Annotated in this window: 23 protein-coding genes and 1 riboswitch; of the genes, 8 read left to right on the plus strand and 15 right to left on the minus strand. The window is 65.9% G+C overall.

What is annotated here, in order from left to right:
* Positions 1-17: 17 nt before the first annotated feature.
* From ELS24_RS02675 to ELS24_RS02685, 3 genes are all read right to left on the minus strand, one after another.
* Positions 18-536 (minus strand): lipocalin family protein, encoded by a 519-nt coding sequence (locus ELS24_RS02675; protein ID WP_050449129.1) that lies wholly within the window; start codon positions 534-536, stop codon positions 18-20.
* A 95-nt stretch (positions 537-631) separates the two neighbouring features.
* A complete protein-coding gene (gshA, locus tag ELS24_RS02680) occupies positions 632-2,203 on the minus strand; it encodes a glutamate--cysteine ligase (RefSeq protein ID WP_127183344.1) in 1,572 nt (523 codons plus the stop codon).
* A 32-nt stretch (positions 2,204-2,235) separates the two neighbouring features.
* Positions 2,236-3,129, minus strand: a complete 894-nt coding sequence (locus tag ELS24_RS02685) for an alpha/beta hydrolase (protein WP_050449127.1) — start codon at positions 3,127-3,129, stop codon at positions 2,236-2,238.
* Between the two features lie 58 nt (positions 3,130-3,187).
* On the opposite strand from ELS24_RS02685, the gene ELS24_RS02690 reads away from it, so the two are divergent.
* On the plus strand, positions 3,188-3,835 hold the full coding sequence (locus ELS24_RS02690; protein WP_240669434.1) for a hypothetical protein: 648 nt from the start codon (positions 3,188-3,190) through the stop codon (positions 3,833-3,835).
* Here ELS24_RS02690 and ELS24_RS31585 read toward each other — a convergent pair.
* Positions 3,828-4,046 (minus strand): helix-turn-helix domain-containing protein, encoded by a 219-nt coding sequence (locus ELS24_RS31585; RefSeq protein WP_050449151.1) that lies wholly within the window; start codon positions 4,044-4,046, stop codon positions 3,828-3,830. The genes ELS24_RS02690 and ELS24_RS31585 overlap by 8 nt on opposite strands.
* Before the next feature lie 281 nt (positions 4,047-4,327).
* Here ELS24_RS31585 and ELS24_RS02700 point away from each other — a divergent pair, with 281 nt between their 5' ends.
* On the plus strand, positions 4,328-5,224 hold the full coding sequence (locus ELS24_RS02700) for an AEC family transporter (RefSeq protein ID WP_050449126.1): 897 nt from the start codon (positions 4,328-4,330) through the stop codon (positions 5,222-5,224).
* A gap of 92 nt (positions 5,225-5,316) precedes the next feature.
* Here ELS24_RS02700 and ELS24_RS02705 read toward each other — a convergent pair whose 3' ends face one another.
* A complete protein-coding gene (locus tag ELS24_RS02705; RefSeq protein ID WP_050449125.1) occupies positions 5,317-6,324 on the minus strand; it encodes an Ldh family oxidoreductase in 1,008 nt (335 codons plus the stop codon).
* A gap of 137 nt (positions 6,325-6,461) precedes the next feature.
* A riboswitch (SAM riboswitch) is annotated at positions 6,462-6,543 on the plus strand.
* On the opposite strand from ELS24_RS02705, the gene metX reads away from it, so the two are divergent.
* From metX to ELS24_RS02720, 3 genes are all read left to right on the plus strand, one after another.
* Entirely contained in the window at positions 6,533-7,807 is a 1,275-nt protein-coding gene (metX, locus tag ELS24_RS02710) for a homoserine O-succinyltransferase MetX (protein WP_205736953.1), read from the plus strand. It overlaps the preceding riboswitch by 11 nt.
* Positions 7,804-8,418 (plus strand): methionine biosynthesis protein MetW, encoded by a 615-nt coding sequence (gene metW, locus ELS24_RS02715; protein WP_050449123.1) that lies wholly within the window; start codon positions 7,804-7,806, stop codon positions 8,416-8,418. Before metX ends, metW begins: the two co-directional genes overlap by 4 nt.
* Before the next feature lie 47 nt (positions 8,419-8,465).
* A complete protein-coding gene (locus tag ELS24_RS02720) occupies positions 8,466-9,776 on the plus strand; it encodes a muropeptide transporter (protein ID WP_428839676.1) in 1,311 nt (436 codons plus the stop codon).
* Positions 9,777-9,812: 36 nt separating this feature from the next.
* Here the strand turns inward: ELS24_RS02720 and ELS24_RS02725 are convergent, their stop codons facing one another.
* On the minus strand, positions 9,813-10,685 hold the full coding sequence (locus ELS24_RS02725; RefSeq protein WP_050449122.1) for a universal stress protein: 873 nt from the start codon (positions 10,683-10,685) through the stop codon (positions 9,813-9,815).
* A gap of 287 nt (positions 10,686-10,972) precedes the next feature.
* Here ELS24_RS02725 and ELS24_RS02730 point away from each other — a divergent pair, with 287 nt between their 5' ends.
* Positions 10,973-11,611, plus strand: coding sequence for a trimeric intracellular cation channel family protein (locus ELS24_RS02730; RefSeq protein ID WP_050449121.1), 639 nt, complete (start codon positions 10,973-10,975; stop codon positions 11,609-11,611).
* Between the two features lie 127 nt (positions 11,612-11,738).
* On the plus strand, positions 11,739-12,440 hold the full coding sequence (locus ELS24_RS02735; RefSeq protein ID WP_083447517.1) for a GntR family transcriptional regulator: 702 nt from the start codon (positions 11,739-11,741) through the stop codon (positions 12,438-12,440).
* Here ELS24_RS02735 and ELS24_RS02740 read toward each other — a convergent pair.
* Genes ELS24_RS02740 through ELS24_RS02750 form a run of 3 tightly spaced genes read right to left on the minus strand, consistent with a single transcriptional unit; the run spans position 12,425 to position 14,642 of the window.
* Positions 12,425-13,456, minus strand: a complete 1,032-nt coding sequence (locus ELS24_RS02740; RefSeq protein ID WP_050449119.1) for a biotin-dependent carboxyltransferase family protein — start codon at positions 13,454-13,456, stop codon at positions 12,425-12,427. The two genes, ELS24_RS02735 and ELS24_RS02740, sit on opposite strands and share 16 nt — an antisense overlap.
* Positions 13,453-14,187, minus strand: coding sequence for a 5-oxoprolinase subunit PxpB (pxpB, locus tag ELS24_RS02745; protein ID WP_127183345.1), 735 nt, complete (start codon positions 14,185-14,187; stop codon positions 13,453-13,455). Before pxpB ends, ELS24_RS02740 begins: the two co-directional genes overlap by 4 nt.
* Before the next feature lie 23 nt (positions 14,188-14,210).
* A complete protein-coding gene (locus tag ELS24_RS02750) occupies positions 14,211-14,642 on the minus strand; it encodes a VOC family protein (protein WP_050449117.1) in 432 nt (143 codons plus the stop codon).
* A gap of 124 nt (positions 14,643-14,766) precedes the next feature.
* Between ELS24_RS02750 and ELS24_RS02755 the strand changes: the two genes are divergently transcribed.
* Complete coding sequence (locus ELS24_RS02755) at positions 14,767-15,624, plus strand: LysR substrate-binding domain-containing protein (RefSeq protein ID WP_050449146.1); 858 nt, start codon at positions 14,767-14,769, stop codon at positions 15,622-15,624.
* Between the two features lie 210 nt (positions 15,625-15,834).
* Here ELS24_RS02755 and serA read toward each other — a convergent pair whose 3' ends face one another.
* From serA to ELS24_RS02785, 6 genes are all read right to left on the minus strand, one after another.
* Positions 15,835-17,031: a phosphoglycerate dehydrogenase gene (serA, locus tag ELS24_RS02760; RefSeq protein ID WP_050449115.1), complete on the minus strand. Its 1,197-nt coding sequence runs from the start codon at positions 17,029-17,031 to the stop codon at positions 15,835-15,837.
* 96 nt (positions 17,032-17,127) lie between these two features.
* On the minus strand, positions 17,128-17,583 hold the full coding sequence (locus ELS24_RS02765) for a DUF411 domain-containing protein (RefSeq protein ID WP_127183347.1): 456 nt from the start codon (positions 17,581-17,583) through the stop codon (positions 17,128-17,130).
* Between the two features lie 38 nt (positions 17,584-17,621).
* A complete protein-coding gene (locus tag ELS24_RS02770; RefSeq protein WP_127183348.1) occupies positions 17,622-18,542 on the minus strand; it encodes a copper resistance protein B in 921 nt (306 codons plus the stop codon).
* A gap of 27 nt (positions 18,543-18,569) precedes the next feature.
* Positions 18,570-20,372: a copper resistance system multicopper oxidase gene (locus tag ELS24_RS02775; RefSeq protein WP_127186235.1), complete on the minus strand. Its 1,803-nt coding sequence runs from the start codon at positions 20,370-20,372 to the stop codon at positions 18,570-18,572.
* Positions 20,373-20,463: 91 nt separating this feature from the next.
* Entirely contained in the window at positions 20,464-21,858 is a 1,395-nt protein-coding gene (locus tag ELS24_RS02780) for a heavy metal sensor histidine kinase (protein WP_127183349.1), read from the minus strand.
* A complete protein-coding gene (locus tag ELS24_RS02785) occupies positions 21,855-22,541 on the minus strand; it encodes a heavy metal response regulator transcription factor (RefSeq protein WP_050449111.1) in 687 nt (228 codons plus the stop codon). Before ELS24_RS02785 ends, ELS24_RS02780 begins: the two co-directional genes overlap by 4 nt.
* Positions 22,542-22,566: the final 25 nt, after the last annotated feature.

The raw sequence follows: 22,566 nt of genomic DNA on the forward strand, positions 1-22,566 counted from the left end.
CGCGTGGGACGCCCGCGTTATTTCTGCGGCGTGTACCGCAGTTCGTCCAGCTCGTAGCCTTGGGCCTTGGCGGCAGCCAGGGCCTTGTCCAATTCTTCCTTGGGCAATTGGGGCGAACGCGACAATATCCACAAGTACTTGCGATCGGGCGTGCCCACCACGGCCCAACGGTATTCGGGGTCCAGGCCGATGACCCAGTAGTCGCCCTTGAACGGCTTGAAGAAGGTGACTTCCAGCTTGGCGTTGTTGCTGCCTTCCACGACGGTGGCGGTGCCGGATGCGGAATCAATGTCGCCATCCTTGGTGCGGCAGCGATTGTTCACGCCGACGGTGCCATCGGCATTCGCGGTGTATTCCGCGGTGGTGTCGCCCACGCAGTTGCGCTGGAAGAACATGGGGAAATTCGCGATTTCGTACCACATGCCGGCGTAGCGTTTCAGGTCCACCGATTCCACGGTCTGCATGGGCGGCGGCGCGGCGTGGGCGATGCCCACACTGGCGGCCAAGGCCATCAGGAATGTTGCGGTGCGGCGCATGAAAAAAACCTCCGGAGTAACGGATAAGGAATTGAGCCACGGCGCGCCTGCCCGTTGGGCACGCGCGCCGCGAACGCAAACCCTAACGATACGCTTTATTTACGCGGCGCTTTCAGAGCGTCGTGATAGCGGGCCACGTAGGTGGCGAAGTCCACCGTGTCCGATTCCTCAAGGCGTTGCTGTTCCTGCGTGGATTGCACCGCCGCCTGCTGATAGGCCGCCGCCACGTCCGCGGGCAGTGCCTGCGCACGCAGCGTGTTGGCGTGCTTGGCGCTTTGCGCCAAGGAGTAGTCGTGAAACGACATGCCGCTTTGCGTCAGGGCTTCCAGCAGGCGTGCCGACGGGGTGGTGTCAGGCTGATCCAGCTTGAGCCGTTGCGCGGCCAGGGCGTCCGCGTAGGCGGTGCCGCCCAGGGCCGAATCAAACAGCGCGGCATAGGGCGCGATCTGGTCCAGAAGATCGTGACCCCACTGCGGCAGCGCCACGGCCTGGCCGTCGCGGTCCAGCGTCAGACCGGGCTTGCGGCCTTCTTTGACCACCGTGGAAAAATTGTCGGCGCTGCGTTGACAGTAGCCGTTAGCGGGAAAGAAGGGGCTGTCGGACGCCGCGCAGAACAGCAGGAAGGCGTCCACGAAGCGGCTCGTGCTGGCATCGATGCCCACGGGCGATTCGGGGTCGATATCCAGGCAGCGCACTTCCACGTACTGCACGCCGCGTTCCGCGAGCGCGGTGATGGGGCGTTCGCAGCGGCCGGTGGCGCGCTTGGGGCGGATGCTGGAGTAGTACTCGTTTTCGATCTGCAGCACGTTGGTGTTCAGCTGGATCCATTCGCCGTTGCGGTGCGTGCCGATCTTTTCGTAATCGGGCCAGGGTTTTGTCACGGCGTCGTACAGGCGGCCCAGGAAGGTGTCGAGGTCGTTGTAGCAAAGCTTGAGCTGCGACTGCGCCTTGTTCTGGTAGCCAAGATCGCTCATGCGCAAGCTGGTGGCGTAGGGCAGGTAGAGCGTATGGTCGCCCAGGCGTTGCAGCGGGTGGTCCTGGCCGCGCAGGAAGTCGCTGGCCAGCGCGGGGGCCGCGCCAAACAGGTACATCAGCAGCCAGGAATAGCGCGTGAAGTTGCGGATCAGGCTGATATAGCCGCGCGAACGGCGGTCTTGCGCGGAGCCGGCCTGCGTGTCCAGCACCGACCACAGATCTTCCGGCAGCGAGAAGTTGTAATGCACGCCGGCAATGCATTGCATTGTCTTGCCATAGCGTTCGGCCAGCCCGCGGCGATACACATGCTTGAGCATGCCCGTGTTGGACTTGCCGTACCAAGCGATGGGAATGTCCGCTTCGGCGGGCAGCGTGGCGGGCATGGACTGGTTCCAGATCAGCTCGTGGTCCAGCACGCTGTAGACGTGGCGGTGGGTGTTGGTGAGCTCGGCCAGCAGCGCATCCACATCGGTGTGCGTGCCCGTGATCAGTTCCAGCAGCGATTCGGAGTAATCGGTGGTGACGTGTTCATTGGTCAGCGCCGAACCCAGGCCGGCAGGGTGGGGCGTGCGGGACAAAATGCCCTGCTCGTCCACGCGCAGGCCTTCTTTTTCAATGCCTCGCAGCGTCTGGGTCAGCAGCGAGCGGTTGGCCTCTAGGCGGGAGAGGCGGTTGGCGGCGGTATCAGTCACGGATTCTTCTCGTTGGGGTCTGTCGCGGGATTTTACGGGGTGCCGGCCTCCTGTGCCGAGGGAGTCAATACAGGGGGCAGGGACAATGCCTGTGCCGTGCGCGCCAGCCATTCGTCCAGGTCAGCATAAACCGGATCAGAAATAGGGGCCGTTTCATTGAAGATCTCGTGCCAGGCGCTGTCGTACCAGCGCAGGGTCAGCAATTCGGCGGGCGCGCGCTGGGCGAATTGGCGGCTGCCCTCGGCCGCGACGATGGAGTCATCCCCCGCCACCATCAGCAGGGTGCGGCAGGGCAGCAGGCCGGCTTCGCGCAGGGATTCGCGGCCGTTTTCATCGACGAAGCGGGCCAGCCGGCCCGTCATGCGCCGCCGCACCAAGGGGTCGGACCGGTAGGCTTTGACGACGGCCCGGTCGTGCGAGATACGCGCGGGCGCCAGGCCGTGGGGCACGCGCAGGTCAGGGGCATGCAGCGACATCCAGGTCAGCGTGCGGCGCACCCACAGGGGCACGTTGACGACAAAGGGCGGCGAGCTCAGGACCAGCGCGTCCAGTTCGGCCATGCGGCGCAGGGCGACACGCACGGCCACCAGCGCGCCCAGGCTATGGGCCAGCAAGATGGGTGGGCGGCCCTGGGCCTGGGTCCAGGCCTGCAGGCGGTCCACGGCGTCGTGAACCAGATCGTCCTGGTGGCTCAGGGTGGCGGGCGGGCCGCCCGACCGCCCATGGCCGCGGTGGTCATGCGCGCCCACGGTCCAGCCGCGGGCGGCCAGCCAACGGGCCAGGCGGTCGTAGCGGCCGGCGTGTTCGCTTAGCCCATGCATCAGGTAGACGCTGGGGGTGCCGGGGCCGGTGATGGGGGCGGGCACATTGGGGGCGGCGGGCCAAAGATAGTTGGCCAAGGGGGTGCCGTCGGGCGCGGGGGTCATGGAAATCGGCGACAATTTCAGCCTTCCTAGAAATGAATGGGCCCGTCGGGTCACGGTAATGACGATTTCATCGCTGTTTCGTTTCATGTTCAAGAAAGCCGGCCTGATTGTGGGGCTGGCCTTGCTGGTGGCGGCGTGCTCGCCCCGTTACAACTGGCGGGAAGTCGACGTGGCCGATGGCCATGTGCGCGCGGCATTCCCGGACCGCGTGTCCACCGATAGCCGCGACCTGCGCCTGGATACTCATACCTTGCGTTTTACCCTGTCGACCGCGACCGTGGGCGAAGCCGTGTTCGCGATCGGGTCCGCGCCGCTGCCGCCCGAGATGGCGGCGGACCCGGCTGCCCGGCAGGCGCTGGGCATGGCGCTGATGCAGTCCCTGTACACCAACATGCAGGCGCCGCCGCCCGCACAATGGCCAGCCTACGGGCAGGTCATTGAGGTGCACGGCAAGGCCATGGGCAAGCCGGGATGGCTGCAGGCCAGGGTCTGGGTGACCGACACGATGCTGATCGAAGCGGTGGCCGCCGGCACGACGGAAAGCCTGCCCCCGGAACGCGCGCGGGAATTCCTGCAGTCAGTGGTGATCAAGCCCGGCGCGCCCAGCCAGCCTGGCCAGCCCAGCCAGCCCAGCCAGCCCAGCCAGCCGGCGATCCCTGCCGGCGTTTCTGGCGGTATCCCAGAACCCGCCAGCCCCGTCAGGTAATGACGGTGTCCAGCAGCCCCTGGCGCAGCGCCGCCACCACCGCGGCCCTGCGGCCCCGCACGCCCAGCTTGGCGCAGGCGTTGCGCAGGTGGAAATTCACGGTGCTTTCACTGACGCCCAGGATGCGGCTGGTTTCCCAACTGGTCTTGCCCGCCGCCGACCAGAACAGGCACATGGCCTGGCGGTCGGACAGCGTTTTCGGGGCTGGCAGCGCTGATAGTGGCGAGAGCGGCGCCAGCGGTGGCCCCAGCGCCGACAGCGGCCCGCCGCCCTGGGCAAGCTCTGGGTGGAACGCGCACAAGCGTTGAAAGGCGGACGACCGCGGGAACGTGGACGAACGCGGGAAAGTGGGCATGCGACGGCTGGCGGTCATGGCGGCTGGGGGTACGAAGCCCCGTCATTGAAGTTGCTGCATGCTGCGGCCGCCACGGGCGCTGCGCAAGCATTGATGCGTACGCGCATTGATCTCCTTATCTCTAACGGAATAGCTGTATGTTTGCCATCGCCCAGTTCTACCTTTCAGCCATTGTGCTGATGCTGCCCTTGCTGTCCTGCGTGGGCATCGGGGTGTTCTGGGGCAAGCGCGACATCCCCTTTGGCGGCGCGTTCATCACTACGCTGGTGACCTCGGTGACCACCCCCGCGCTGGTGTTCCACACCTTCGTCACGACCCACCTGGACGACCGCGCGTTGGCCGACATTGTTGGCGCTACGCTCTTGGCCTTGCTGCTGTGCGCGCTGATCGGTGCGCTGCTGCTCAAGGTCTGGAAGCTGCCCGTGCTTACGTTGCTGCCCACTGCGTGCCTGCCGAACGCCGGCAACCTGGGGCTGCCGATCTCGCAACTGGCGTTTGGCGACGCGGGCCTGTCGGTGGCGGTGGCGTTTTTTGCGGTGAACTCATTCGTCATGCACACGGTGGCCGTGCGGCTGCTGCCCGGCGTCAACACCAAGGGCAGTTGGAAAAGCCCTATTTTGCTGGCGTCGGTGGTGGCGGTGGCAATGCGCTTGTTGCACATTCCAGTTCCCGAATGGCTGATTGAAACAGCCCGTATGCTGGGCGCCGTCACGGTGCCGCTGATGCTGCTGAGCCTGGGCCACGCCTTGGCGCTGATCCCGTCCAATGGCCTGCGCGACGGCGCCAAGGTGGCGGCGATCCGGCTGGTGGTGGGCCTGGGGGCCGGACTGGCCGTGGTGTGGGCGCTGGACCTGGAACCCGTGCTGGGCGGGGCGCTGACCCTGCAGATGGCCATGCCCTGCGCCGTGGTCAGCTATATGTATGCCAAGCGCTACACGACGATGGGCGACACCGCGGCAGGCGCGGTGCTGGTGTCGACGGTGGTGTTCCTGCTGCTGGCGCCGCTGATGCTGTGGTTCACGCATGGGGCATAGCGGCGCGGCTGGGCACGCGAAGTAGGGCGTGGCGGGGTGCGAAGCATGGCGCGGCCAGGTACGCGAAGCATGACGCGGCCACACCGGCTACTTCAAGCCGCCCCGGCCATGTCGCGCAACTGCGCCATGAGCGCGTCGGGGATGTCCACGCCATGCTTGATGGCGGCGTCGCGCAGTTTGCGGCGGCGGTCGCCGGGCAGGCGCACGCCGTCGTCTTCCAGCATGGCGTCCACCAGGGTCTCGACGCGTTCCAGATAGGCGTTGTTGCCGGCCAGCGCGCCGGGGTCGATCGCCATGAACGCCTGCCCCAACCGGGCGGGGCCGCCCGCGTCGACAAAGAACGATTCCGTTTCGAAGCCGAAGTGCGCGCCCGTCAGCGCGCAGGCCAGCAGTTCGACAATCAACGCCAGCATGGCTCCCTTGACGCCGCCCGCCGGCAGCATGCTGCCCGCCAGACCGGCCTTGGGGTCGGTGGTGGGTTGGCCATCCGCGTCCAGCGCCCAGCCCAGCGGAATGGGCTGGTTGTCGCGCGCGGCGATCATCAGCTTGCCGCGCGCCACTTGCGACAGCGACATATCGATCACCAGCCTTGCGCCGTTGCGCCGGGGAAAGACCGCCGCGATGGGGTTGGTGCCGAACAGCGGGCGCTTGCCGCCCCAGGCGGGCATGGCGGCGGGGGAATTGCTCAGGGCCAGCGCCACCAGCCCGGCGTCCGCCAGGGCTTCAAGGTGGTAGGCGGCTTCACCGAAATGATGGCTGTTGGCCACGCCGATGAAGGCGATGCCGTGCTCACGGGCGCGCAGCGCGGCTTGTTCGACCGCCATCGCGCAGGCGGGAAACGCCAGGCCCGAGCCCGCGTCGATCAGCGCCGCGCCACCGCGTTCATGCACGATTTTCGGCACGGCCGAGCCGATGGCGCGGCCCGCGCGCAGGTGCCCCGCATAGAACGGCACGCGCGACAGACCGTGCGAACTGATGCCCTGGCTTTCCGCAAAAACCAAGGCGCGGGCGGTGCTGTCCGCCATGGCCGGATTGGCGCCGGCGGCGGCCAGCGCGGCGGCCGCCAGATGTTGCAGTTCGTCCAGATAGATATGAGCCATAGCCTTCCTGTCAGGGGGGCGCGCGCGTCCGGTCGAAAGTGGGGCGCCGCCAGCAGGCACGATTGTCCCACCAGCCTGAGGTGGCTGCAGCATCCGCAAGCAGTGCTAGAATTCTTTTCGCTGTACCCATGCAGCACCCATATTTCGGCGCCGATTTGCCTGATCCGCTTGCGGGCGCCTTCCAATAAATCCAGCTAAAGAGGTCCGTATGACCACTCCTGCCCAACATTTGGCCGGTGATCTGGCCGCTGATCCGGCCAACGGGTTCGTCCCCGCCACCGTCACGACTTCCGACACCGTTGATCCCGGTTCCGTCGGCCTGGTCGCACCCACCTTCATCCGCTTCGATGAGCCGCTGCCTTTGCTTAGCGGCCAGTCGCTGGCTGCCTACGAACTGGCCGTGGAAACCTACGGCACGCTCAACGCCCAGCGCAGCAACGCGGTCTTGATCTGCCACGCGCTGAACGCCTCGCACCATGTTGCCGGGCTAGCGGCCGACAACCCCAGCGATGTCGGCTGGTGGGACAACATGGTGGGCCCCGGCAAGCCGGTGGACACCAATATCTTCTTTGTGATCGGCGTCAACAACCTGGGCTCGTGCTTTGGTTCGACCGGCCCGGCAAGCATCAACCCCGCCACCGGCAAGCCCTGGGGCGCGGCGTTTCCCGTGTTGACGGTGGAAGACTGGGTGCGCGCCCAGGCCCGTGTGGCCGACCACTTCGGCATCGACCGCTTCGCGGCCGTGATGGGCGGATCCTTGGGCGGCATGCAGGCCCTTAGCTGGGCCATCACCTTGCCCGACCGCGTGGCCAATTGCGTGGTCATCGCCAGCACGCCACGCTTGTCGGCGCAGAACATCGGCTTTAACGAAGTGGCGCGCCGCGCCATCATCACCGACCCGGATTTCCACGGCGGCGACTACTACGCGCAAGACACCGTGCCGCGCCGCGGCCTGTCGGTGGCGCGCATGATCGGCCACATCACGTATCTGTCCGACGACGACATGGCCGAAAAATTCGGCCGTGCCCAACGCGCGCCGGCCGAGAACGGCGCCTATCACTACGGCTACGACGTTGAATTCGAAGTGGAGTCGTACCTGCGCTACCAAGGCGAGAAGTTCACTCGCTATTTCGACGCCAATACCTATCTGCTGATTACGCGCGCGCTGGATTATTTCGACCCGGCCCGCACCACGGGCGGCGACCTGGCGCGCGCACTGGCGCCGGCCAAGGCCGACTTCCTGCTGGTGTCGTTTTCCACCGATTGGCGCTTTCCGCCGGAACGCTCGCGCGAAATCGTGCGCGCGCTGTTGAAGAACGCCAGCCCCGTGACCTACGCCGAAATCGACGCGCCGCATGGGCACGACGCCTTCCTCTTGGAAGACGCGCGCTACCACGCCGTGGTGCGCGGCTACTACGAACGTATCGCGCGCGAGCTAGGCCTGGCCGCCGGCGCCGCGCAGACCGAAGGACGCTCCGAATGACTCCTGTCACCCCCCGCTATGCCCATAGCGCGCTGCGGCCCGACCTGGCGCGCATCGCTGGCTGGATCGACCCCGGCAGCCGCGTACTGGACCTGGGCTGTGGCGACGGCGCGCTGCTTGCGCATCTGCGCGACCATCGCCAGGTGCGCGGCGCGGGCGTCGAGCTGGACGACACCTGCGTCATCGCTTGCGTGCGGCGTGGGGTCGAGGTGATTCAGCAAAACCTGGAAGACGGGCTGGCGCTGTTCGACGACAAGCAGTTCGACACCGTGGTGCTGTCGCAGACCTTGCAGTCCATGCATCGCACCGAGCACATTCTGCGCGAGATGGCGCGCGTGGCTCGCCACGGCATCGTGTCCTTTCCCAACTTCGGCTACTGGCCGCATGGCTGGGCCATTCTGCGCGGCCGCATGCCGGTGACGGGCCAGATGCCTTACCAGTGGTACAACACGCCGAACATCCACTTGTGCACGCTGCGCGATTTCGAGCAACTGGCCGGCGAGCTGAAGCTGCGCATTCTTGAACGCGCCACCTTCAACGAAGGGCACGAGGTCAAGCTGTTCCCAAGCTGGCGCAGCACGCTGGCGGTGTACCGTTTCGCCACGCCCTGACATTCCGACACCGATCCTCCTGACGGCACGGCTGAACAGGCCCTAAAATGCCGCAAGCCCGTGGCGCAACCCTGTTGCACCACGCCGCCGCGTTTCAGGAGACCGTCATCACCGTTGTATCCAACGTCTATACCAGCCCCCGCGTGGCCCCGTTGCTGGTCCTGGGCTTTGCCAGCGGACTGCCCCTGGCGCTAACCGGCGGTACCTTGCAGGCCTGGGCCACCGTCGAAGGGGTGCCGCTACAGGAAATCGGGTTTCTCACGCTGGTGGGCACCGCCTACACCATCAAGTTTCTTTGGGCTCCCTTTGTTGACCGCTACGTGCCGCCCCTGCTGGGCCGGCGCCGGGGCTGGATGCTGCTGACGCAACTGCTGCTGGCCGTGACGATCATGGTGATGGGGGCGCTGTCGCCGTCCACCGCGCTGATGCCGCTGGCCATGCTGGCGGTGCTGGTCGCCTTCCTGTCCGCCACCCAGGACATCGCGTTCGACGCCTATTGCACGGACGTGTTGCGCAAAGAGGAGCGCGGCGCGGGCGCGGCGGTCAAGGTCATGGGTTACCGGCTGGCGATGATCGCGTCCGGCGGCTTGGCGCTGATCATGGCGGACCAGTGGATCGGCTGGGGCTATACCTATGTGCTGATGGGCGGCCTGATGCTGCTGTGCGCGATCGCCACGCTGCTGGCGCCCGAGCCCGAGCACGTCGCGCGCGCGCCGCGCAACCTGGGCGAGGCAATCGGCGAGCCTTTGCATGAATTCTTCACCCGCCGTGGCGCCCTGTCGATACTGGCGCTGATCGTGCTGTATAAGCTGGGCGACGCCTTCGCGGGCGCTTTGTCCACCACCTTTCTGATACGCGGCGCGGGCTTTTCGCCCACCGAGGTCGGCACGGTCAACAAGGTGCTGGGGCTGGCCGCCACCATTGTCGGTGCGTTGGCCGGGGGCACCTTGATGGCGCGTTGGGGGTTGTACCGGTCTCTGATGGCCTTTGGCCTGTTGCAGGCGGTGTCGAACCTGGCGTATTGGCTGATCGCCATCAGCCCGAAAACGCTGTGGCTGATGGCCACCGGCGTGGGCATTGAAAACCTGTGCGGCGGCTTGGGCACCGCGTCTTTCGTGGGCCTGTTGATGGCGCTGTGCCAGCGGCGGTTTTCCGCGACGCAGTTTGCGCTGCTATCGGCGTTGTCGGCGGTGGGACGCACCTATCTGGCCGGGCCGCTGACCCCACCGCTGGTGGACTACATGGGTTGGCCGGGCTTTTTCCTGCTGACGGTGGTGATCGCCTTGCCGGGCCTGGTGCTGTTGCAGGTCTTGCGCGGCACCATCGACACCATGGAAAAGCAGGGCGACCAGGCCTGAAGTCATGGCGGCGCGCGATGCGCCGCCATGTGCCGTCTAGCTTTCGTCTTGCAGCCGGACGATCAGCACGTCGCTGGGTAGCGCTTCCAGCAGGCGCTCGGCCACGCTGCCGATGGCGGTACGCAGGATGCCGGTGCGGCCATGCGTGCCCGTCACCACCAGGTCCGAACGGTGGTTGAATGAATATTCCGACAGCACGGTTTCGGGCTGGCCGGGTTCCAGCACCACCTTGGGCGGTGGCAGGCCCGCCAATTCAGGCGTGTTGGCGGTGAATTCGCGCGCGCTCTGTTCCGCGCCCTTGTAGAAGCTGCGGGTGACGGCGTCGTCGGGCACGGTCGCCTTGCCCTGGAACGGCACGTCATAAGCGTGGAACAAGGTCAGGTTGGCGTTGGGCACCAGTTGCAGCGCGGCACGCAGGGCATGGCGGGATCCGGCGGAAAAGTCGGTGGCGACTAGCACGTCGCGATACGGTTTGCGCGGACGGGTCTTCACCACCAGTACCGGTTGGCGTGCCTGGCGGACCAGCTTTTCCACGGTGGTGCCCAGCAGCAGCCGGCCCAGGGTTTCGTCGCGGGCGGTGCCGGTCACGATCAGCGAGCAGCCGTAGCTGTCGGCGGTTTCGATGATGTGCGTCAGCGGGTCGCCCGACACGACGACCACTTCGGTGGATACGTCGGCGGCGGCCAGGTCTTCGGCCAGCTCGCGTTCGGCCAGCGCCTTGTGGTCGGTGGACAGGCGCCGCCAGACCGGGGTGGTCAGGCGGGCCGGCGTGGCGTGGCTTTCCATGACGTGCAGCACGATCAGTTGAGTGCCGAGTTCACGCGCGAGCTGTAGCGCGCGGTCCAGGGCTCGGTCGCCGCGTGCGCTCAGGTCTGTCGCCAAAAGGATGGGGCCTGTTTGTTGTGTCATACGTTTTCTCCCGGTTGTGGCCAGAGTGGCGACTCCCGCGTCCGCGCAGCCTGGCTTTGTTGCCCATGAGGGCATGTCCCCATTGTCCTGCCGCGATGCCAAACGGGGATTGATTGATATCAACGCACGGTCCAGCGTAGGGGATGGCGGGGCGGGTGGCAATGCGATCGGGGCGGGGGCAGTCTCAATACAATGGGGGCCGGCCTTGCCTTGCGGTTCAGCCGTTGTCGCCGTCGCCTGTCTCTTGCCAGGCAACGTCCGATCACCGCCTTTCCTGACTGTTTCTCATGCTCTCAGACATATCCCCCTTGTTGCTGCACACGCTGTACCTGGTTGCCATCGTGGCCGAAGCGATGACCGCGGCGCTGTCCGCCGGCCGGCGTGACATGGACTGGATGGGCGTGTGCATCATTGCCTGCGTAACGGCGCTGGGCGGCGGTTCGTTGCGCGACGTGCTGCTGGGGCACTACCCGCTGACCTGGGTCATCCACCCCGAGTACCTGTGGATGACGGGGGGCGCGGCCATCCTGACGGCATTGATCGCGCCGGTGATGCGGCGGCTGCGCAGCCTGTTCCTCCTGGCCGACGCGCTGGGCCTGGTGGCCTTTACCGTCATCGGCTGCCAGGTCGCGCAGATGATGCAACTGCCCATTACCGTCGTGCTGATCAGCGGCATGATCACCGGCTGCGCGGGCGGAGTGCTGCGCGACGTGCTCTGCAACGAAGTGCCGCTGCTGTTTCGCAAGGAGCTCTACGCCAGCGTGTCGGTGGTGACCGGGGCGCTGTACCTGGGTGGCCAATCCCTGGGGCTGTCGGCCAATGCGGCCGTGCCGCTGGCGCTGGTGGCAGGGCTGGCGCTGCGGCTCCTGGCCTTGCGTTTCAACTGGCAAATGCCCAAGTTTGTGTACCGAGACGATTGGCATTGAGCCGTTCGCCAGGGCTGGCGGGCGGGCGACAGCGGCTCTGCAACAATTTTCTTATTTGTGTTTCAATAAATTTCTAGTATCTTCTCGCTGTCTCATACCATGCCTCGCGCAGTACAAGGGGAGCCGATTGGACGTCAAAGCGCCCGCCACGATTCCGTATTTTCTGCAGGAACAAATTCGTGCGTTGATAGTGGATGGCACCATCCGGCCCGGGCAGCCCTTGCGGGAGCAAGAACTGGAGCAGCGTTTCGGCACCAGCCGCAGCCCGATCCGGGAAGCGCTGCGCTTGCTGGAACTGAGCGGCCTGGTCACGCATATCCAACGCAAGGGCTTTCGGGCCACGCTCTATACCGAAGCGCAGATCCGTCATCTGTACATGCTGCGCGCCGAACTGGAGGCGTATTGCCTGCGCCAGCTGGCCGACATGCAAGACCTGGCGCCGCTGTTGGCCGAACTGCGCAGCTATGACCAGGCCATCGCGTCCGCGATGGCCAAGCGCGATGCGCGGGCCTGCATCGCGGCCGCGCGCGAGTTCTATCTGGCCTGCGCCCGGTATACGGGCAATACCCCGCTGACCAGTATGTTGAGCAAGCTCTATGAACAGGTAGAGCCGCTGCGCTTCCTGCTGGCCAAGCGGTCGGTGCAAACCCATGTGATCCAGTCGTACACCCACGGCATCACGCAGGCCTTGGCGCTGCGCGACGTCGACCGCGCGGCCGATCTGACGCGCACCTATGTGACGGAAGTGCTGCCGAGCATTCTTGAGGCTTATCACGAAGCCGCGGGTCAGGTTTCGGCGGACGCGCCGGCCCGCTACGCCCGCGTCTGATCCGTCACGTTGACGCCATCGGCTGACAGCAGCGTGGCGCGCAGCGGCGCCAGCGCCTCGTGTAATTGCGCAAAGGCGCGTTCGCGCTCGGCGTCCAGACGCTGCGCCTCGTCCATGTCGATCGGCTCGAAACGCAGCGTTTGGCCGGGCGCAGCCTGGGCCAGCGCCGCCAGGTCCACCGTGGCAACCTGGGCAATCTTGGGATAGCCGCCAGTTGTCTGCCGGTCGGCCATCAGAATGATGGCTTCGCCGCCCGCGGGCACCTGCACGGTGCCGAAGCTGGCGGCCTCTGACAACATCTGGCGCGGTGCGTCCATGAACAGCGCCGGACCCGCCAAGCGATACCCCATGCGATCCGACTGTGGGCTGATACGGAATTCCGCCGTGGTGAAGGCCTGGCGCGAGGCCTCGGAAAACTCAAGCCAATGCATGCCGGGCAGAAAGCGGATCGGCCCCCGGCGCTTGCTGGCCAAGATGCCGGGCAGATAGATGCGCAGATTCCACAGCGATTGGCGCAAGCGGCCCACGTCGCGGTCTGTTGCCAGGGGCGCGCGCAGCGCAACGCGGTCGCCTTTGATCAGCGCGCGTCCGTTGAATCCGCCGAAACCGCTGCGCAGATACGTACTTTCGCTACCCATCACGGGCGGCAAGGCAAAGCCGCCATGTACGGCCAGGTAGCCCCGCACGCCCGTCGCCGGGCGAGCGCCGAAGGCCAGGATGTCCCCCGCCTGGGCCACCAGCGGCCGGTGCACGGGAATGTCCTGGCCGTTCAGCGTGGCGCCCAGGTCGGCGCCGGCCAGGGCGAAACAGGTGGACGCATCAAAGCGCAGGGTGGGGCCGGCCAGCGTCATTTCCAAGGTGGCGGGGTCACCCGTATTGCCGGCCAGCGCATTGGCAAGACGGTGCGCGCGCTCGTCCATGGCGCCCGCGGCGGGAATGCCCTGGTGCTGGTAACCCGCGCGGCCGCTGTCCTGAAAGCTGGACAGCATGCCGGGTTTGATAACGGTCACGCTCATGGCTGGCCTTGGCGCATACGGTCGAATTCCTCGGGCGAAATCGGCACGAAGCGGACGGAATCGCCCGGCTGCAGCAACGATGCGGGTTCGCGGGCGGGGTCGAACAGGGTCAGCGGGGTGGCGCCAATGATGCTCCAGCCACCTGGCAGGCGGCTGGGGTAGATCACCGTCTGGCGGTTGGCGACCGCGACGGCGCCCGCGGGGACCGCGGTGCGGGGCGAGGCGCGGCGGGGAAGGTTCAACTTTTCATCGTGCACGCCCAGGTAAGCATGGCCGGGGGCAAAGCCCAGCATGAAGACCATGCTGCGTGGCTGGCTGTGCAGGGCAATGACGGCCTCGGGCGACAAGCCCGCGGCTTGCGCCACGTCGGCCAGGTCGGGGCCATGTTCGCCGCCATAGCAAACGGGGATGTCGATGTCGCGTCCGCCCACGGCGTCGGTGGGGATGCCTTCGGCCAGCAAGGCGTCGATGCGGGCGGAAAGGCTGGCGCAGGTAGGGCCGTTGCCCTGGCCGTCGGGGCGGTAGTGCACCGCGACCGCGGCAAAGGACGGCACCACGTCGGTGACGCCCGCCCAGCGCGCGTCGCGCAGTTTGCGCGCGGCGGCCAGGCAGGTGCGCCCCAGCGCGGGGTCTATGCCGTCGCCAAACGAGACGATGATGCAGCGGTCACCCTGGGGCAGGATGCGCCAGCGGGGACAGGCCGAGGAAGGGGGTTCTGAAGAATCGTTCAACGGCGCGACACCTGTTAGGCGGATTACTTGGCGAAGAGCGAATCCATGTTCTTGAACGCCTTGAATTCCAGCGCGTTGCCCGACGGATCCAGGAAGAACATCGTGGCTTGTTCGCCGACTTCGCCTTTGAAGCGGATGTAGGGCTCAATGACGAATTCCGTGCCGGCGTCGATCAGGCGCTTGGACATGGCTTCCCATTGTTCCATGGAAAGCACGGCGCCGAAATGGCGCACGGGCACGTTGTGAGAGTCCACGGCGCTGGTGGCCTTGTGACCGCATTCGCTTGGGGCCAGGTGGGCAACGATCTGGTGGCCGTAGAAATTGAAGTCGATCCATTCGTCCGAGCTACGGCCTTCCGGACAGCCCAGCTTTTCGCCGTAGAAGGCGCGGGCTTCGGCCAGGTCGCGAACCGGAAAGGCCAAATGGAACGGCGGCAGATTGGTTTGGGCAGTCATGAAGAACTCCGGGTCATTCAAGGTGTGAGGGCGATGCGGATGCTTGCACCAGTGCCTAGTTTAGGGATTGTTTTTTTGATTGAAAAACGATATTTTTTGTTTCTTAGCCTCAAAAAAATTGATCGTGATCAAAGAATTCAAGACATTCATCGCGGTAGCGCGAGACGGCACCTTCACCGGCGCGGGCACGCATCTGGGCCTGACGCAGTCGGCGGTCAGCGCCCAGATCAAGCGTCTGGAGGAATATTTGGGGGTGGCGCTGTTCGATCGCAGTGCGCGGGCGGCGGTGCTGAACGCCCATGGTCGCGAGATGTTGCCGCAGGCGGAAGAACTGGTGGCCATGGCTGAACGCATGGTCACCACGGCTGGCGCCGGGCAGGTCAGCGGGTCCCTGCGAATCGGCGCAATTGCGTCGGTGCAGCAAGACTTGCTGGTCAAAGCGCTGGGCCGCTTTCGCGCGGTGTATCCCGACGTGCGGGTACGCGTGGTGCCGGGGGTGTCGTTATCGCTCTTGGGGCAGGTGGACGCGGGCGAGGTGGACATGGCCGTGCTGATCCGCCCACCGTTTGCGCTGCCGCCGGAACTGGGTTGGCAGCGTCTGTTGAGTGAGCCGGTGGTTTTGGCCATGCCGGAATCCATGCCGGTGGCGCCGTGGCGAGAGCTGCTGGCCACGCAGCCGTTCATCCGGTATGACCGTGCTTCTTTTGGCGGGCGCGTGGTGGATATCTTTCTGAAGAAGCATCGCATCAACGTGCACGAGGCCGTGGAGCTGGATGAGATTGAGGCGATTGCCAGCATGGTGCGCCACGGCGTGGGGGTGGCGCTGCTGCCGCAGTTGCGCGGGTTGGACGTGACGGGCTTGCGCTTGGTGCCGCTGGGCGAACAGGCTTTCTACAGGGAAATCGGCATCATCGGCCGCCTGCCTTTCGATGCCGGCAGCGTGCGGGAAAAAATGGCGGAATGTTTAGCCGCGTCCGCATAACCTCGCGCAGCCCCCTCCCACAGGCGACCGCGGCTCGTAGGATGGGTGAAGCGCGCCAGGGCCATCAGAAAAACCCCGCTCTAAATCGCGCGCAACCCATCAAGCAGCGGTAAAACCACAACAAAGCCGCCACATAGGCAACGCCGCTAGATGGGTTACGCGCGAACCACGGCAGTGTTCTTGCCGCTGCCTTCGCGCGCTGCACCCATCCTACAGTCGGTCGCAGCGGACGGTGATGGGGTGGCTGCGTAATGTGGTCATGACGATGTCGTCTACCTGGCCTTCTACGTCGGTGATGACGTAGCCGATTTGGCCCTTGGTTTGCAGCGTCTGGCTGACGATGTTCAAACCATGTTGCGCCATCAGGTTGTCCAGGGTGCCCAGCGCGCCCGGGGCGTTGCGGTGTACGTGCAGGATGCGGGTGGCGCCGGCCGGTTCCAGGTAGGGCAGTTCGGGGAAATTGACCGCGCCCTTGGTGGTGCCCGCCTGCATGAAACGCACCAGCTTTTCGGCCACTTCGCGGCCGATGTTCTCTTGCGATTCCTGCGTGCTGCCGCCAATGTGCGGGGTCAGGATCACGTTTGGCATGCCGATCAAGGGGCTGGCCAACGGTTCGTCGGCGCTCTTGGGTTCGGTGGGGAACACGTCCAGCGCCGCGCCGGCCAGATGGCCGGACTTCAGTGCCGCGTGCAGCGCGTCGATGTCCACGACCGTGCCGCGCGAGGCGTTGATGAGGATGGCCCCGCGCTGCATGCGCGCGATGGTCTCGGCGTTCATGATGTTCTCGGTCGACTTGCCGCCCGGCACGTGCAGCGTCACCACGTCGGCCTGTTCCAGCAACTCGTTGAGCGTGCCGGCGGGCCGTGCATTGCCCAGCGGCAGCTTGGCTTCGACGTCGTGGTAGATGACCCGCATGCCCAGGCTTTCGGCCAGCGTGCTGATCTGCGAGCCGATGTTGCCGTAGCCGACGATGCCCAGCGTCTTGCCACGGGTTTCAAACGCGCCCGAGGCGCTTTTGTCCCAATGGCCCAAGTGCACACGAGCGTTCTTTTCCGGGATGCGGCGCAGCAGCAGGATCGCTTCGCCCAGCACCAATTCAGCCACCGAGCGGGTGTTGGAGAACGGCGCGTTGAATACCGGGATGCCGCGCTGCATGGCCGCGTCCAGATCGACCTGGTTGGTGCCGATGCAAAAGCAGCCCACCACGCGCAGGTCGGGGCTGGACAGCAAGGCGGCGTCCAGGTGCGTGCGAGAACGGATCCCCGCCACTTGCGCGCCGCGCAGGGCGTCGTGCATCTGCGACGGCGGCAAGGCCGCTGCGTGCGTGACGATATCGGTGTAGCCGGCGGCTTCGAAGACCGCGCGGGCGCTCGGGTGGATGTTCTCGAACAGGACGATTTTTGCCATGACTGCCAGGGGGTGGTGAGAAAGCTTGTTATTTATTGTGGCGCATTTTTGCTGCAGTGCAAGGAGTAGCCATTGAGACGGTGTGGATGAATTGTTTCAACGGTAGCCCTGGAATACCTGGGCGCCACCTTGCTTGCCGACCAGCAGCACGTCGTGCGGCGTCTTCCTGCCGCCGTACTCGGGGCCGTCCATGCCCGGCGTACCCAGCGGCATGCCAGGGGCGGCCAAGCCGGCGGCTTCGGGCTTTTCCAGCAGCAGGCGGCGCACGTCGCGGGCGGGCACGTGGCCTTCGACCGCGTAGCCGTCGACCATCGCGGTGTGGCAAGAGCCGTAGTCGGCCATGCCCGCGTTGCGGCGGATGGGGCCGGTGTCTTGCACATCATGCGTGGTGACGATGAAGCCGTTGTCGCGCATGTGTTTGACCCAGTCTTCGCAGCAGCCGCAAGTGGGCGTCTTCCAGACCTCGACCTTGACGGGGCCTTGGGCGGTGGCGAACGCTGACGCGCAGAGCGCTGCGGCAAGAACCAGGCGAGTCAGTCGGGATACGTTCATGATGCTCCGATCAGGGTAATGGACAAGGGCAAGGTTCATCAGAACCAGAATCGTACGCCGGCCATGACGGCGGTCTGCGACCGGCTGGCGCCGGCGTCCGACGCGTAGCGTGCCGTCTGGCCGAACTTTCGTTCAAAGGATACGCCGATATACGGCGCGAATTCGCGCGTGATTTCGTAGCGCAAGCGCAAGGAAAGCGAACCCGTTGACAGGCCCGACCCGATGCCGCGTTCGGCGTCCGACTTGCCATAGAGGCTGGCTTCCAGCTCGGGCGTGAAGATCAGCCGTTGCGTCAGCAGCAGGTCGTACTCGGCCTTCAGCGCCAGCGCCGTGCGACCCGACGCGCCCACATATGCCGTGGTTTCCAGTTCCACGTTGTAAGGCAGCACGCCTTCAATGCCGAAGGCGGCCCAGTTGCGCTTGGGGCCTGAGCCGATGTCGCGGCGCGCACCCAGTTGCAGATCCCAGAAGGGCGATACCGCGTGGCTCCAGAACGCTTCGACCTTGCCGTCCGAGCCGCCGCCGTTTTCGCGTTCGCCTTCGCTCTTGACGACCAGGCGGTCGGTGGCGGTGCCGAACCAGAAGCGGCCATCCCAGTTCAGCGCATTCTGGCCATCGCGGTTGCGCGACACGCCGAACTTGTCGAACAGCACCTGCCAGGCGGGCGCGTTGTCCATCATGTGCGGGTGGATGCCATAGCTGTCATAGCCGCGTTCGCTGCCGCCATCGCTGGACGGCAGGCTGCCCACGGGGGGCGAGCCCGAAGCGGGGGCGTCATGGTTCATGTCCGCGTGATCCAACGCGGCCGGAGCAGTTGGCGGCGTCGCGCCGTGGTCCATGCTGGAGTGGTCCATCGCGCCGTGATCCACGGCGGGCGACTGCGCCTGCGCGCCCGCCGCGGCCAGCGTCGTTGCCATTGCCAGGACGCACAGCTTCAGTCGCCGTGTGCTCGATGTCATCAAGGTTTTCATCGAAAGCTTCATCGCTTACTCCACCACGACCGCTCTGAACATACCGGCCTCCATGTGATACAGCAGGTGGCAGTGGTAAGCCCATAGCCCGCGGGCGTCGGCGCTGACCCGGTAGCTGAGCCGCTGCGCGGGGTTCAGCGTGATGGTGTGCTTGCGTACCTGGAAGGCGCCGTCGGGCGACTCCAGGTCGCTCCACAGGCCATGCAGGTGGATGGGGTGCGTCATCATCGTGTCGTTCACCAGCACAAAGCGCACGCGCTCGCCGTAGCGCAGCACGATGGGCTTGGCATCCGAAAATTTCACGCCGTTAAATGACCACATATAGCGTTCCATATTGCCCGTCAGATGCAGTTCGATTTCACGCGATGGCGCACGGTTGTCGTCGGGTTCGCGCAGCGAATGCAGGTCTGCATAGGTGAGCACGCGGCGGCCGTTGTTGCGCAGGCCCACGCCCGGGTCGTCCAGGCGGGTCGATACCTGGTCGGGCAACATGGAATTGCCCACGCCGCGTTCCGTGGCGTAGGGATGTTGGACCTCGACCATGCCGCCTTGGCCTGCCCCCGAGTCGTGCGCGTCGCCGTGCTCCATGCCGGGCACGGCGCCGTGGTTCATCGCGCCATGGTTCGTGTCGCCGACATTTTCCACGGGGGCTTTCATGCCCCCACCCATGTCATGCGACATCCCCATGTCCATCATGCCCAGCAGTTGCACGCGGTCCAGCGCGGGCACGTCCGCCTGCATGCCGGCGCGCGGCGCCAGCGTGGCGCGGGCGTATCCCGAACGGTCCATGGCTTGCGAGAAGATGGTGTAGGCGCGTGCGTCCAGCGGTTCCACGATGACGTCATACGTTTCCGCCACGCCGATGCGGAATTCCTCTACCTCCACCGGCCGCACGTCTTGCCCGTCGGCGGCCACCACCGTCATCTTCAGGCCGGGAATGCGCACATCGAAGTAGGTCATTGCCGAGCCGTTGATGAAGCGCAGCCGGACGCGTTCGCCCGGCTTGAACAGCCCCGTCCAGTTGCCAGCGGGCGTGGCGCCGTTGGTCAGGAAGGTATAGGTGGCGCCAGACACGTCCGCCAGGTCCGACGGGTTCATGCGCATCTGCTCCCACATCAGCCGTTCGGAGAGCGCGGCGCGCCAGCCGTTTTCGCGCGCGTCGGCCGACAGGCTTTGGACGCTGGGCTGGATGCCGTTGTAGTAGTCGGGCATGACCTTGAGCTTGTTGAAGAGCCGCATGGGGTCTTCGTCCGTCCAGTCGGACAGCAGCACGGTGTGCTCGCGGTCGAAGGCAACAGGGTCGTGGTGGCGCGGGTCGATGACGATGGCGCCGTACAGGCCGGTCTGTTCCTGAAAACCCGAGTGGCTGTGATACCAGTAGGTGCCGCTTTGGCGCACGGGGAAACGGTAGGTGAACGTCTGGCCGGGGTCGATGCCGTCAAAGCTCAGGCCTTGCACGCCGTCCATGTCGGAGGGCAGAAGAATGCCGTGCCAATGAATGGATGTTTGTTCGCGCAGCCGGTTGGTGACGTGCAGCGTGACCGTGTCGCCTTCGCGCCAGCGCAGTATCGGCGCGGGCAGTCGCCCGTTGACTGTGGTGGCGATGCGGGCCGCGCCGGTGTAGTTCACGGGTGTTTCGCCGATCTCCAGATGGAACTCGGTGCCGCGTAGTTCGGCGGATGTGGACATGGGCCGGGGCGCGGCCAAGGCGGCGCGCCAGCCACCCAGCGCCGCCAACGCGCCGCCCGTGGCCAGGCCTTGCACAAAGCGGCGGCGGGCAAGAGATGAGGTGCCCTTGGGCTTTGCGGCGGGGCGCAAGCGGGGCAGAGCGTCTTTCACGAAAGTCCTTGAAGGAGTGACCGTGATGACACTTTAGGAAAACCGGGGTGACCTGATTCTGTCGCCTAGATTACGGATTTGTAATGTTCGCCCGGGGCGGGGCCGAATTGCGCAGTGTGATGCCCACCACCGTGCCGTTCGCGTCAGACGCCGCATCGACATCGCCGCCATGCATGCGGGCGATGGCGCGCACGATGGCCAGTCCCAGGCCATGGCCCTCGCTGCGCGGCGCGCGTGATGCGCCCGACCGGAAGAACCGGTCAAAGATGCGGGGCAGGTCCGCCGCCGGAATCGGCGTGCCGGGGTTGCGCACTTCCACGCGCGCGCCCGGGGCTTGTGCGAAACAGCTCAGCACGATTTCGCCTCCGGCTGGCGTGGCCTTGATGGCGTTGGCGATCAGGTTGGCCAGCGCGCGGCGCACCAGGCCGGGGTTGGCCGCCACCGTCGCGTCGCCCTCGCAGCGCAGGCGCACGCCTTGCGCCTCCAGCATGGCCTCGTAGTAGTCCGCCACGCGCCGCGCTTCGGCGGCCAATGACACGGGCGCCAGGTCGGCCGCCTGTTCGCCCCGGTCGGCGCGGGCCAGGAACAGCATGTCGTTGACCAGCGTCTTCAGGTCTTCAAGTTCTTCCAGGTTGGATTCCAGCGCGTCACGCAGTTCGGCGGCATCGCGGGGCGACGACAACATGACCTGGGCGCCGTTGATCAGAGTGGCCAGCGGCGTGCGCAGCTCATGCGCCACATCGGCGTTGAAGCCTTCCATCTGCTGATAGGCCGCTTGCAGGCGCTCCAGCGTGCGGTTGAACGAGCGCACCAGGTCGTGCAGTTCGCGGTCGGTGTCTTCCAATGGCAGGCGGTGCGCCAGATTGTCGGGCTGGATGCGCGCGGCTTGCTCCGACAGGCGCCGGGTGGGGGCCATGCTGCGTCGCACGGCCCAGGCCGCCAGCACCACGGTCGCGCCCACCCACAGCGCGCAGATCAGCACCAGCGCGGTGCCGTAGGCGTATAGGAATTGCGAGCTGGTGCGGGTACTGACCGCCACGGTCAATTGCGCGCCGGGCAGGATGCGGTCGTTCATGGCGACGCGCAGCCCGCGCATGCGGCCGCCGTCGGCGGTTTGCAGCACTACCTGCCGGCCGTTGACCATGTCCAGCGTTTCAGGTGGCGCTCCGCCATAGACGGCATGGCCTTGCGCGTCCACGATCCAGATGCCCAACTGGCCTTGCCCCGCGCGCATCTGGTCAAAGGTGGCGGCCAGGTCTTGCAGGCCGCTGGCGCTGTTCTGCATGTCGATCAAGTGATCGATCAGTTCCAGCTTGCCGCTGACCTCGGTAATTTCCTGACGTTCGACTTCGCGCTTGAGCGCCCAGAACAAGGTTGCGCCCGCCAGGCTGGACACCAGCAGCGCAATGGCGCCCAGCAGCAGCGTCAGTCGTGCTTGCATCGAGCGCATGCGGGGTGGCTTCATGCCGGCAGCGGCTGGCTGCGCGACTCCAGCACGTAGCCCATGCCGCGCACGGTATGCAGCAGCTTGGCCTCGTAGGGGTCGTCCAGTTTGCTGCGCAGGCGGCGCACGGCCACGTCGATGACGTTGGTGTCGCTGTCGAAATTCATGTCCCACACCTGTTCGGCCAGCGTGGTGCGCGACAGCACCTGACCCTGGCGGCGCAGCAGCAGCGCCAGCAGGCTGAATTCCTTGGCGGTCAGGTCCAGCCGACGCCCGCCGCGTTGGGCGCGCCGGCTGGCCAGGTCCAGTTCCAGGTCGGCCAGCCGCAGCAGCGTGGGCTCCTGCGCGCGGCCCCGGCGCAACAGCGCCTGCACGCGCGCCAGCAATTCCGAAAAGGCGAAGGGCTTGACCAGGTAGTCGTCGGCGCCGCCTTCCAGGCCGCGTACGCGGTCTTCCACCGCGTCGCGTGCGGTCAGCATCAGGATGGGGGTGTCTTTGCGCGCTCGCACGGCGGCCAGAATGCCGAAGCCGTCCACGCCAGGCAGCATCACGTCCAGCACGATCAGGTCGTACGCGCCTTCCAGCGCCAGATGCAGGCCGTCCACGCCGTCGCGCGCCACGTCCACGACATGGCTCTGTTCCGACAAGCCCTTGTTCAGGTAGTCGGCCAGTTTGGGTTCGTCTTCGATGACCAGGATGCGCATGGCCCGGAATTTACCACCCGCGCCG

Source organism: Achromobacter spanius (assembly GCF_003994415.1).
GTDB classification, from domain to species: Bacteria; Pseudomonadota; Gammaproteobacteria; order Burkholderiales; family Burkholderiaceae_B; genus Achromobacter; species Achromobacter spanius_C.